Annotated in this window: 4 protein-coding genes; 3 read left to right on the top strand and 1 reads right to left on the bottom strand. The window is 72.6% G+C overall.

The window, feature by feature from the left end; all coding sequences use genetic code 11:
• Positions 1-12: 12 nt before the first annotated feature.
• Positions 13-1,023 carry a 3-oxoacyl-[acyl-carrier-protein] synthase III C-terminal domain-containing protein gene (locus ACFQ4H_RS17000; RefSeq protein ID WP_377571945.1) on the bottom strand — a complete coding sequence of 337 codons (1,011 nt, stop codon included), beginning with the start codon at positions 1,021-1,023 and terminating at the stop codon, positions 13-15.
• 334 nt (positions 1,024-1,357) lie between these two features.
• On the opposite strand from ACFQ4H_RS17000, the gene ACFQ4H_RS16995 reads away from it, so the two are divergent.
• Genes ACFQ4H_RS16995 through ACFQ4H_RS16970 form a run of 3 tightly spaced genes read left to right on the top strand, consistent with a single transcriptional unit; the run spans position 1,358 to position 12,365 of the window.
• Positions 1,358-3,097 carry a condensation domain-containing protein gene (locus tag ACFQ4H_RS16995; protein ID WP_377571944.1) on the top strand — a complete coding sequence of 580 codons (1,740 nt, stop codon included), beginning with the start codon at positions 1,358-1,360 and terminating at the stop codon, positions 3,095-3,097.
• Positions 3,094-10,704 carry an amino acid adenylation domain-containing protein gene (locus ACFQ4H_RS34925; RefSeq protein WP_449289023.1) on the top strand — a complete coding sequence of 2,537 codons (7,611 nt, stop codon included), beginning with the start codon at positions 3,094-3,096 and terminating at the stop codon, positions 10,702-10,704. The genes ACFQ4H_RS16995 and ACFQ4H_RS34925 overlap by 4 nt, the downstream gene beginning before the upstream one ends.
• The gene (locus ACFQ4H_RS16970; protein WP_377571943.1) at positions 10,701-12,365 is read left to right on the top strand and encodes a non-ribosomal peptide synthetase; all 1,665 of its coding nucleotides are present in this window, start codon (positions 10,701-10,703) and stop codon (positions 12,363-12,365) included. The genes ACFQ4H_RS34925 and ACFQ4H_RS16970 overlap by 4 nt, the downstream gene beginning before the upstream one ends.
• The last annotated feature ends 57 nt before the right edge of the window (positions 12,366-12,422 follow it).

The raw sequence follows: 12,422 nt of genomic DNA, 5'->3' as shown, positions 1-12,422 counted from the left end.
CCAACTCCCATCTCAGTCACCCACCCCGGCGGCACCGGGGTCGCCGTCGAATTCGAGCAGCACCATGCTCCAGGCGGCCACCGGACTGGAGCTGATCAGTACGGCCCGCTGGCCGCTTCCCAGCCCTCCGGTCCCGATCTCGGTCGCCAGGTTGAGCAGGACGTCGTTCGCGCCGAGGTGGCCCAGGTCGCGTAGGTTGTCGCGACAGGTCGCGGCGACCGTCACCCCGAGCGTCTCCTCGACGAACCGGAATGCGCCCGTGGACAGGTTGTGGGTCACGTGCCGGGCGACGTCCGTCGACGTCAGCCCGTTGCGCTCCAGCAGACGCCGGTACATTGCGCGCAGCCGGTTGCGACTCTCCAGCGCCAGCTGGAAGGAGTACTCCCGCGGGTCGCGGCACTGCTCGGTCCAGCGGGCCGACGGGCGGTCCCGGTAGTCCACCCGGAACAGGTCCCAGTAGCGGCCGTCGGTCTCCTGCAACACGTCGAGTATCCGCACCGGTCCGTCCCGGGAGACGACCGCGGCCATGCCGCCGTCGCCGCTGACCGTGACCGGGTGTCGGTAGCGCCGTGGTGTGGCCGGCGTACTGCCGTGCACGACGAGAATGTCGGACAGGTCCGGGTCGGCGGCCAGTAGGCCGCGCGCCACCAGCAGCGCCGGCGTGATCGACACGCAGCCCAACCCGCCGACGGAGAAGGTCAGCGCCCGCTCGGCGCCGAGGTGCGCCTGCAGCCGGGTCTCGGCGGAACTCATCAGTGTGGCCGGCGCGCGGGATTCGACCACGACCAGCGCCCCGAGCCGCGCCGGGCTGAGCCCGGCGGCGGCCAGCGCCCGGCTGGCGGCGCCCGCAGCCAGGTCGAACGTGTCCAGTTCCGGGTCGGTACGGACCCGTTCGATGCCGAGGCCAGCGCAGAGTTCCCGCTCGGCCGGCCCCAGGTACGCCAGCTCCGGCAGTTCCGCCACCGCGACCGACCGCTCGGGCAGGAACGACGCCATCGTGCGCACCGCGATCGTCCGGGGCATGTCGCCGCGCCCTTCCATGCAGAGGTTGTTGTCGGTCTCCCGATCCGGGCATCCCGATCCGGGCATCCCGATCCGGGCATCCCGATCCGGGCATCTCGGCTCGGTCTCCCGTTCCGGGCATCCGGGCCCGGTCTCCCGTCCCGTCCGGTGTCGGTGTCGGTGTCGGTGTCCGGTGTCGCCGTTTTGCTGATCTGGTCGAACTCTGCCGGCCATGGCCGGGTTGCGGACAGAGAAGGACGAGCAGGAGTGTTCTGCCGGTCCTTCTCTGGTTCGGGCCTGCTCGCGTCGATCAGTCTCGACTCGATGCCGACTGCCGGTGAGGGGGAGACCATCGATGCAGACCCGGATGCCCACCCAGACGAAAGCCCCGCCGGTGAGCTGCGCCGGGGACCGTATCCGGCCAGTGCCGCGCACCGGCATGCTGCGGCTGTCGCCAGGTCAGGAGCGGCTGTGGTTCCTCGACGGGTTGCACGACGGCGGCACCGAATACCTCTCCTGGCTGCGGATGCGCCTGCGCGGACCGTGGGATCCCGCGGTGTTCGCCCGCGCCGTTGCGGAGGTCGTCCGCCGGCACGAGGTGCTGCGCACCCGGTACCAGGACACCACCGGTGAGCCGGTGCAGGTTATCGACCCACCCGGCCCGGTCGACGTCACGGTCGTGGACCTGACCGGCGGGCCGGACGCCGGGACCCGGGCGATGGCGCTGCTCGACGCGGCTGCGAGCAAACCGTTCGACCTGCGCCGGGAGCACCCGCTGCGGGTCGTGGTGGCACGGCTTGCGCCGACCGAGCACCTGGTCGGGGTCACCCTGCACCACATCGCCGCCGACGCGTGGTCGTGCGACGTGCTACTGCGCGACCTGGACCAGGCGTACCGCGCGCTCGTGGCCGGCCAGCCCATGCCGGCGCCGTTACCGGTCCAGTATGCCGACGTCGCGGCCTGGCAGCAGGTCCGACGCCGGGCCACCGGCGTGGCCGGCACCGCGTACTGGCGGGACCAACTCGCCGGGCTAGAACCGGTCGTGCTGCCCACCGACCGCCCGCGCGGCACCCGCCGCGACCCCCGCGGCGACATGCTCGCCGTGGACGTGCCGCAGCACGTCGCTCGGCTGGTCGACACCACCGGCGAGCGGTACGGGACGACCCCGTTCATGACGCTGCTGGCCGTCTTCCAGGTGCTGCTGGCGCACCGGACCGGCCGTACCGACGTCGCGGTCGGGCTGCCCGCCGCAGGGCGGAACGAGCCGGAGACCGAGGACCTGATCGGCTTCTTCATCAACACCCTGGTGCTGCGGACCGACCTGGCGGGCGGACCGTCGTTCACCGAGGTGCTGGACCGGGTGCGGGAGACGGTGCTGACCGCGCTCATGCACAACGACGTCCCGTTCGAGGACGTCGTGGCAGCGGTCCAGCCCCGCCGGGACCCGGCCCGCAACCCGCTTTTCGAGATCATGTTCCAGGTCCTGCACACGGCGGGGACACCCGGCACCCTCGGCGGTGCCGTGGTGGAGCCGCTGCCCGCGATCGCCACCGCCGCCAAGTTCGACCTGGTGTTCACGGTCCACCGTACGGCGGCCGGCGAACTGCGGTGCGTGCTGGAGTACGCCAGCGGCCTGTTCGACCAGGCGACGATGCAGCGGCTCGCCGATGACTACGTCGTGCTGCTGGAGCGGCTGGCCGGCGAACCGGAGGCCCGCGCGGTCCAACCGGCCCCGGCTCCGCCGGCCGCGCCGACGGCCTCGACCGGCCCACGGGCAACCGCACCGACGCCGCCGGCCAATCCGGTCGAGCAGGTCATCGCCGGGATCTGGTCGCGGCTGCTCGGCGTCGACGACATCACCGCCGACGACGACTTCTTCGACCTCGGTGGCCACTCGCTGCTGGTCGCCCGGGTACGCACCGCGCTGCGGCAGGCGTTCGCCGTCGATCTTCCCGTACAGGTCCTGTTCGAGGCCACCTCGGTGGCCGAGCTCGCGGCGGTGGTCACCGCTGCGGTCCGCACCGATGTCAGCCGACTGTCCGACAGCCAGGTGCAGGACCTGCTGTCGCGAGCCGCCCGAGAGGGAACCCGATGACCGAGATGCTGGATTCGTCCACCTTGCACGAGCAACTGCTGGAGCGCCGGCTGGCCGGCCTCGAACCGCTCCCTGATCCGGGCATCCCCCGGGCGTCCCGGACCGAACCGTTGCCACTGTCGCATGCGCAGCGTCGGCTGTGGATCCTCGACCGGCTACGCCCCGGCGGCGTCGAGTACCTGGTGCAGATCGCGCTGCACATGACCGACCAGCCCGGCAGCCGGCTGGACATTACCGCGCTGCAAACCGCGCTGGACGGGCTGGTGGCACGGCACGAGGTGCTGCGCACCCGCTACCCGGTCGGCCCGGCCGGAGAGCCGGTGCAGCTGATCGACCCGCCGGCCCCGGTCCCGCTGCCGATCCGTGACCTGACCCAGCTGGACAGCGATACCCAGTGCCAGCTGCTGAACCGACTCGTCTCGGTCGACCGCGAGCCGATCGACCTGGCCGCCGGTCCGGTCTTCCGCGCGCTGCTCGTCCGGCGGGAGCCCGACCAGAACCTGCTGCTGCTCACCACCCACCACATCGCGATGGATCTCTGGTCGGAGGGCCTGCTGCTGGACGAGCTGCGTCACCGCTACACCGCCGCGCTCGACGGCCGCCCGGCCGAACTCGCCCCGCTGCCGGTGCAGTACGCCGACGTCGCGGTCTGGCAGCGGCAGCGCACCGCCGAGGTGCGGGAAGTCCAGCTCTCCTACTGGCGCCGCCAGCTCGCCGGTGCCACGCCCGTGGACCTACCGACCGACCGGGCGCGGCCGGCGATACGGGACACCGCCGGCGACGTCGTGCCGTTCACCGTACCCGCTACGGTCGCGGCGGAGCTGGGCCAGCTCGCCCGCCGCCATCGCGCCACGCCGGTCATGGTCCTGCTGGCGGCGTACGCGGTCGTGCTCGGACGGTGGAGTGGCCGGAACGACATCACGATCGGGACCCCGGTCGCGGGTCGCGGACACGACGACGTGCAGAGCCTCATCGGGCTGTTCCTGGACACCGTCGTGGTACGGGCCGACCTGGCCGGCGCCCCGACGTTCGGCGAACTGGTCGACCGGGTCCGTCGTACCTCGCTGGACGCCTTCGCCCACCAGGAACTGCCGTTCGAGCAACTGGTCGAGGAACTGGTGCCGGTCCGCGACCCCGCGCGGACCGTACTGTTCTCGACGATGTTCGTCTGGCAGGAGGCCGGGTCGGACGGCTTCCAGGCGCCCGGGCTGGACGTCCTGTGGGTGCCCATCCCGTTCGCCGATGCCAAGTTCGACCTGACCCTGTCGCTGACCCCGTGCCCGGACGGCTCGCTTGCCGGCGCAGTGGTCTTTGCCACCAGCCTGTTCGACCGTGGCACCATCGAGCGGTTCACGGCGCAGCTCGGGCAGCTGCTGGCCGGCGTGGTGGCGGCCCCGGACACCCCCCTGGCCGACATCGACATCCTCCCGCCGGCCGAGCGTAAGCAGCTGCTCGACAGCTGGAATGACACCGTAACCGACGTGCCGGCCACCACACTGCCCGCGCTGTTCCGGGCCCAGGTGGCCGCCACCCCGGACGCGGTGGCCGTGCGGGCAGCGGACCAGAGCCTGACGTACGCCGAATTGGACGCCCGCGTCACGGCGCTGGCGCTCCGGCTGCGCGCGCTCGGGGTCGGCGGCGAGTCGGTGGTCGGGGTGTGCCTGGAGCGCGGCCCGGAGTTGGTGATCGCGCTGCTGGCCGTGCTCACCGCCGGCGGCGCCTACCTGCCACTGGACACCGAAAGCCCGGCACAGCGGCTGGAGGAACTGCTCACCGACGCTGCGGTACGGGTCGTGGTGACCGACCGCCCCACCGTCGGCCGCGCCGCACGTTTGGTGGTCCGGCCCGACCCGGGTGCTGACGCCCCGAGTGGGCAGCTCGGTGACGACCCCGACCCGGACCATCCGGCGTACGTGCTGCACACCTCCGGCTCGACCGGCCGCCCCAAGGGCGTCGTGATCACCCACCGCGCGCTGGTGAACCGGCTGGCCTGGATGCAGCGCGGGTACCCGCTCGACGACACCGACCGGGTGCTGCACAAGACGCCGTACGGCTTCGACGTCTCGGTCTGGGAACTGTTCTGGCCGCTGATCACCGGCGCGACGCTCGTCGTCGCCCGCCCCGGCGGGCATCGGGACCCGGCGTACCTGGCTGCGGCGATCGCCGAGCACGGCGTCACCACGCTGCATTTCGTGCCGTCGATGCTGCGCGCCTTCCTCGACACGGTGGCCGGTGAGCTGCCCTCGGTACGCCGGATCTTCGCCAGCGGCGAGCCGCTCCCGGCCGGGCTGGCGGCGGCTGTGCACGAACGGATCGGCTGCCAGCTGTACAACCTCTACGGCCCTACCGAGGCCACGATCGACGTGACCGCGGCGCGGTGTCTGCCCGGGGAGCCGGTCACGATCGGCCGGCCGGTCGCCAACACCCGGGCCTACGTCGTCGACCCGGACCTGCGGCTGCTGCCGGTCGGCGTGCCGGGCGAACTGGTAGTGGCCGGCGTCCAACTCGCCCGTGGCTACCTCCGCCGCCCTGGGCACACGGCCGGGCGGTTCGTGCCGGACCCGTTCGGCACCGAGCCGGGCGGCCGGCTCTACCGCACCGGTGACCTGGCCAGGCACCGTGCCGACGGGACGATCGAATACCTGGGCCGGCTGGACCGGCAGGTGAAACTGCACGGGCACCGGATCGAGCCCGGCGAGGTCGAGGCGGTGCTCACCGCGTACCCGGGCGTTGCCGCCGCAGTGGTCACCGTGCACGACGACCGGCTCGTCGCGTACCTTGTCGGTTCAGGCGCGGGGCCGGACGGGCCGGCGGTCGACCGGGACGCCGTCGCGGCGTACGCCCGAGCCCGGTTGCCGCGGTATCTGCTCCCCGCGCAGTGGGTGGTGCTCGACGCGCTGCCGCTGACCGTCACCGGCAAGGTCGATCACCGTGCGCTGCCCGCCCCGATCAGGAGCGCCGGGCCGGCCGGTGTCGCGCCGCAGACGCCGCTGGAGCGGACGATCGCGCGCGCCCTGGCCGACGCGCTGGACGTCGACACGGTGGGCCGGCACGACGCGTTTTTCGAGCACGGCGGCGACTCGATTCGGGCGATCCGGGCCGTCGGGGCGCTGCGGGCAGCTGGCCTGCCGGTGTCCGTGCACGACCTGTTCAGCCACGCCACGGTGGCCGAGCTGGCCGAGCTGGTCGGCACGCGGGCCCTGGACGGGGTGGTCACTGCGGCGGAACCGGCCGTCGAACAGCCGGTCGTGGCCCCGTTCGCGCTGCTGTCCGACGCCGACCGTGCGCTGCTGCCGCCGGGCCTGATCGACGCGTATCCGATGGGCGAGATCCAGTCCGGGATGGTGTACGAGATGCTGGCCGCGCAGCGGCCGGTCTATGTGAACGTCAGCTGCTACCGGATCGAGGACGAGCACCCGTTCGACCTGGCCGACCTGCGTACGGCCGCAGCGCTGCTGGTGCAGCGGCACGAGATCCTGCGTACCTCGTTCGCACTCGCCGGGTACACGCGGCCGTTGCAACTGGTGCACCGTACCGCCGAACTGCCGGTGGACCTGGACGATCTGCGGGACCTGCCACAGGCCGCGCAGCGCCAGGTCCTCGACGAGTTCCTGCTCGCCCAGCGCAACACGCCGTTCGATCTGGCCATGCCGCCGCTGCTGCGCTACACGGTGCACCAGACCGGCGAGCGCGAGTGGTGGCTCACCCACGTCGAGTGTCATGCGATCCTCGATGGCTGGAGCCACACCTCGGTGATCGCCGAGCTGCTTGCGTACTACCGGACGCTGCGCCGTGGCGACGTACCCCAGCCGGCGCCGCTGCCCGCCGTCCGGTTCGCCGACTTCGTCGCCGCCGAGCAGGAGTCGTTGCGGTCGACGGCCGACCGGGACTTCTGGACCGCCACCATCACGGCCGCCGACAAGCTGGAGATCCCCGCCGAGTGGGGCGGTCAGACGGACGGGGCGGAAGGACCGGACGGGGCCGACGACGCGCAGAACAGGGCCGACGACGCGCAGAACAGGGCCGACGACGCGCGGAACGGGACTGATGCCGCTCGGAACGGGGCTGACGACGCACCGGACTCGGTCGTCGTCGAGTACACCGATCTGGAACCGGCGCTGCGCCGGCTCGCGGCCGACGCGGGGGCGTCGCTGAAGAGCGTGCTGCACGCCGCCCACCTGGCGGCCTGGGGCGTGGTCACCGGGCGGCAGCGCTTCTTCACCGGGCTGGTCAGCAACGGCCGGCCGGAGCGGCTGCGCGGCGACGAGGTGATCGGCATGTACCTGAACACGGTGCCGTTCCCCGCCGAGCTGACCGCCGCAAGCTGGCCGGAGCTGGTGCGGGCGGTCTTCGCGCAGGAGGCGCGGATGTGGCCGTACCGGCGCTACCCGATGGCCGCGATGCGACGTGACGGCCGGCACGCCTCGGCGCTGGTCGACGTCAGCTTCACGTACCTGGACTTCCACATGCTCGACTGGAGCTCCGGCATCGACCTGGAGTCCGACTTCAGCCCGAGTGAGCAGCCGTTCTCCGCAGTGTCGTTCCCTGGTTACCTGCGCCTGCTCGGCCGGCCGAGCAGGATCGGACGACCGTACCTGGAGCTGGTCGGCCGGGCCTACCGGCAGGTGCTGGCCTCGATGGCTGCCAGCACGACCGCGCCTGGTGCCGCCCGCGATCCTGACGCCGGTCACGACGCCCGCCCGGCCGCTGTCCCGGCTGCGGTGGCGGCCACGGCCACGGCCGCATCGCCGTCGGTGTCGCCGCTGCCACCGTCACCGCCGCTGTCGGTGTCCCCGTCCCCGTCCCCGTCCCCGTCCCCGTCCCCGTCCCCGTCCCCGTCCCTGTCCCTGTCCCCGTCCCCGTCCCTGTCCCTGTCCCCGTCCCTGTCGCCGTCGCCGTCGCCGTCGCCGCGGACCGTGACGCTGGCGCCGGCCGACCGCGACCGGGTGCTCGTCGACCCGAACCGCACCGACCGGGCCTTCCCCACCGACCAGCCGGTGCACCGGCTGATCGAGCAGCAGGCCCGGCTCGCGCCCACGGCCGTTGCGCTGCGGCAGGGTGTCGTCAAGGTCTACTACGCCGAGCTAGAGCTGCGCGCGAACCGGCTGGCGCACCGGCTACGCACGCTCGGCGTCGGTCCGGGCACGGTAGTCGGCATCTGCCTACCGAGGTCGCCCGACCTCGCCGTCAGCGTGCTGGCCGTGCTGAAGGCGGGCGGCGCGTTCCTGCCGCTGGACCCGGCGTACCCGGTCGAGCGGCTGCGGTTCATGCTCGACGACACGGCGGCCACGGTGGTCCTCGCCGCGGGGCGGCTGCCGGCCGGCCTCGTCCAGGCCGGTCCGGTGGGCACACCGACGGTCGACGTGACCGACGAGTCCGCCCAGCTCGACATGCCGGTCACCCCGCCGGAGGTGGCGGTGGCGCCGGACGACCTGGCGTACGTCACCTACACGTCCGGCTCGACCGGGCAGCCCAAGGGGGTCGCCGTACCGCACCGGGCGGTGCTCAACCTCCGGCACGCCCAGCAGGAGATCTTCGATGTCCGGCCGGGCGACCGGATGCTGCAGTTCTTCTCGATGAGCTTCGACGCGTCGGTGTCCGAACTGATCGCCGCTCTCACCGTGGGCGCCGAGCTGGTGCTGCCCGAGGTCGACCGTGACCCGGGTGACCTGCGCGGCGAGGCGGCCACCCTGACCCATGTGTTCCTGCCGCCGTCGATGCTGAGTCGGCTGACCCCGACGGACTTCCCGCAGCTGCGGGTCACCCTGGTCGGTGGTGAGGCCTGCCCCGCGGTGCAGGCCGACCGGTGGGCGCGGCACGCCGCGTTCGTCAACCTCTACGGCCCCACCGAGGCGTGCGTCGCCGCCACGTACGCACCGGTCGCCGCCGGCTCCCCGGACCGGATGCCGTCGATCGGCACCCCACTGGCGAACGTGCGGTGCTACGTCCTGGACGTCGACGGGCGACCGCTGCCCGCCGGGGTGCCCGGCGAGCTGTACGTCGCCGGTGCCGGTCTCGCCCGCGGCTACCTCGGCCGTCCGGGGCTGACCGCGGACCGGTTCGTCCCGGACCCGTTCGGACCGCCCGGCAGTCGGATGTACCGCACCGGCGACGTGGTCTCCCGCGCGGCCGACGGCACGCTGCGCTTCCATGGACGCGGCGACCAGCAGGTCAGCGTACGCGGCTTCCGGATCGAACTCGGCGAGGTCGAGCACACGTTGGAGGCGTACCCGACTGTCGCGGCTGCGGCCGTCGCGGTCGCTGGGGTGGGCACCGAGGAGGCGACGCTCGTGGCGTTCGTCCGGCTCACCGCCGACAGTTGCGGAGCTGCCCCGTCCCCGGCCGAGCTGCGTGAGCACGTACGCCGCCGGCTGCCGGCGCACATGGTTCCGACCCGCTGCCATGTCGTCGGACAGTTCCCGGTCACCGCCTCGGGCAAGGTCGACCGCGCTGCGCTCATCGCAACCGAGCCGAAGCCCGTCGCCGCGCAGATCGCGCAGGTGGCGCCCCGGACGCCGCTGGAGCAGGCCATCGCCGACACCTGGGCACAGGTGCTACGGCTGGACCGGGTCGGCATCGACGACGACTTCTTCGACCTCGGCGGTCACTCGATGGCGATGATGCGGATCATCTCGCTGCTGCGGGAGTCGCACGGCGTGGAGCTGACGTTCCGGGCCTTCCTGGAGCACCAGACCGTCGCGCGGCTGGCCGCCGCGATCACCGACGGCGCGGTCGGCGACCCGGAGGCACCGGCCGTGCCCGGTAGCCGTAACCGGGCGATGCTGTGGCTGCGCCGAGGTACCGCCGCACCGCTGTTCTGCGTCCACCCCGGCGGCGGCAGCGCCCACTGGTTCCAGCGCTTCCTGCCGTACCTGGACCCACAGCTACCGCTGGCCGCGTTCGAGTGGCCGAAGCCGCATGGCGACAACGTCACGATCCCCACCGCCGCCGAGATGGCCCGCCGGCACTTCGACGAACTGCGGGCCGCCCAGCCGCACGGACCGTACCGGCTGTTCAGCTGGTGCGGCGGCGCGACGATCGCGGCGGAGCTCGCCACCCTGCTGTTGGATGCCGGTGAGGAGGTGACCCTGATGCTCCTTGACCCGGTGCTGGACGCGCAGACCCGGCCGAAGTTCTACGAGCAGATGGGCTTCGTGCGCCGGCTGGAGAAACTGGTCCTGGAGATCGACCGGGGCGGACCGGAGATGGACACACCCGAGCGCCGTGCCGAAATCATGGACCTCTACGAGCGGGTGGCCAACGACATCGATGAGAAGGAGGGCATGGCACTGCCCGAGCGCGGCGTCGGCACCGCCTGGCCGCGGATGGTCCGGGTCTGGCGGGAGTCGCTGCAGGCACTCATCGAATATCCGAACCCCTGCTACGCCGGCAAGCTGCACCTCATCGTCAGCGACGCGCTCGCCAACGGTCAGCACGTGGTGTCCTCCGGTCAGACGTTCGCCGACTATCTCGCACGGTGGGAGGAGCTGATCGGCGGCGGGATCGAGCTGCACCGGGTGCCCGGAGACCACATCGGAATCATGAAACCGCCGCTCCTGGTGCACCTGACCGACGTGATCAGCGCAGTGCTGAGCAGTGCCCGATGACCACCACGGCTGGCCGCCCGTCGACCGGACCGGCGGCACCCGGACCGGCCGCGCCTGAGCCGGCCGCCCAGCAGCGGGCCTGGAATGCCACCGCCCGCGAGTACTCCGCCGACGGTCCGGTACACCGACTGTTCGAGGCGCAGGCCCGGCTTCGACCAGACGCCGTGGCGGTGCGCTGGTCGGGCGGCACGCTGAGCTTCGCCGAACTGGACCGGCTCGCCAACCGGCTGGCGTGGACGCTGCGCGCCTGCGGGGTCGGACCCGAGACCCCGGTCGGTATCCGGGTGCCGCGTGGTCCGCTGCTGGCGCTCGCCGTGTACGGGGTGCTGAAGGCGGGCGGCTGCTACGTGCCGATCGAGCCGGCGCTCCCGGCCGAACGCGTGCAGACCGTCCTGGCCGAGGCGGGTGTCCAGTTGCTGGTCGTCGCCGCCGGCGAGTACGGCCGGCCGGTACCGCCGGGGGTGCGCGTGGTAGCCGCCGACGCCCCGGTCCCGGACTGCCGTGAGCTGCGGAGCCCGGAGCCCGGCACCAGCGCGGACTCCACCGCCTACGTGGTCTTCACCTCCGGCAGCACCGGCCGGCCCAACGGTGTTGCCGTGGCGCACCGGTCGTTGCACAACCTCTTCGCCTGGTGCCGACGCACGCACGGCTTCGGTCCGCACGACCTGGGCCTGTCGGTCACCTCGCTCGGCTTCGACCTGTCTGTCTTCGACCTGCTCGGTCTGCCCGCGTACGGTGCGGGCGTCTACATTGCCGACGACGCGCAGCAGCGTGACCCGGAGCTGCTGCTCGACGTGCTGCTGCGCGAGCCGGTCACGTACTGGAACTCCGCCCCGACCACGCTGGCCCACCTCGCGTCGCTGTTCGGTGGGCACCGGGGCGGTGCCGGTACCGGCAACCTGCGGCTGGTCTACCTCAGCGGCGACTACACGCCGCTGACGCTGCCGGACGAGGTACGGTCGGTCTTCACCGAGGCGAAGATCGTCAGCCTCGGTGGCGCGACCGAGGCGACCGTCTGGTCGAACTGGTTCGAGGTCGGCACGGTCGACCCGGAATGGCGGAGCATCCCGTATGGGCGGCCGATCGACAACGCGCAGTACTGGGTGGTCGATGAGGCCCTGCGGCCGTGCCCCGTCGGGGTGCCGGGCGACCTGCTCATCGGCGGCGACGTCCTCGCCCTCGGCTACTACGGTCAGCCGGAGCTGACCGGGCAGCGGTTCATCCCGGACACGCTCGGACCCGACCCGCGCGGCCGGCTCTACCGCACCGGCGACCGGGCGGCCTTCGGCCCCGACGGGGTGCTGACCTTCCTCGGTCGGGCCGACGGGCAGGTCAAGATCCGCGGCGCCCGGGTGGAGTTGGCCGAGGTGGAGCACCGCCTGCGCGGGCACGCGGGCGTGAAGGACGTGGTGGCGCTGGCCAGGCCGGACCGGGACGGCGAACGTGCGCTGGTGGTCTACATCGTGCCGGCACCCGGCTGTCACCCGACCGTACGGGAGTTGCGCCGGCACGTGGCCGCAGCGCTGCCGGACTACATGGTGCCGGCCGCGGTGGTGTTCGTGGACGGCTTCCCCGCCACCGCCAACGGCAAACTCAACCGTGCGGCGCTACCGTGGCCGGTGCGTACCGGCAGTACCCATCTGCTCGGGGTGCCGACGTGAGCTGCGCACCGCCGGGCCCACCGGCCACCGCCGGGGGCTACGCGCGGTGGTCGCCGG

The sequence above is a fragment of the Micromonospora sonneratiae genome (assembly GCF_042679305.1).
GTDB classification, from domain to species: domain Bacteria; phylum Actinomycetota; class Actinomycetes; order Mycobacteriales; family Micromonosporaceae; genus Micromonospora_H; species Micromonospora_H sonneratiae.
The sequence above is the reverse complement of the archived record's forward strand: the minus strand, read 5'-3'. Positions and strand labels throughout refer to the sequence as shown.

Coding starts and splice junctions, on each gene's coding strand:
- ACFQ4H_RS17000 (WP_377571945.1), bottom strand. CDS start 1,023: ATGCCCCGGACGATCGCGGTGCGCACGATGGCGTCGTTCCTGCCCGAG.
- ACFQ4H_RS16995 (WP_377571944.1), top strand. CDS start 1,358: ATGCAGACCCGGATGCCCACCCAGACGAAAGCCCCGCCGGTGAGCTGC.
- ACFQ4H_RS34925 (WP_449289023.1), top strand. CDS start 3,094: ATGACCGAGATGCTGGATTCGTCCACCTTGCACGAGCAACTGCTGGAG.
- ACFQ4H_RS16970 (WP_377571943.1), top strand. CDS start 10,701: ATGACCACCACGGCTGGCCGCCCGTCGACCGGACCGGCGGCACCCGGA.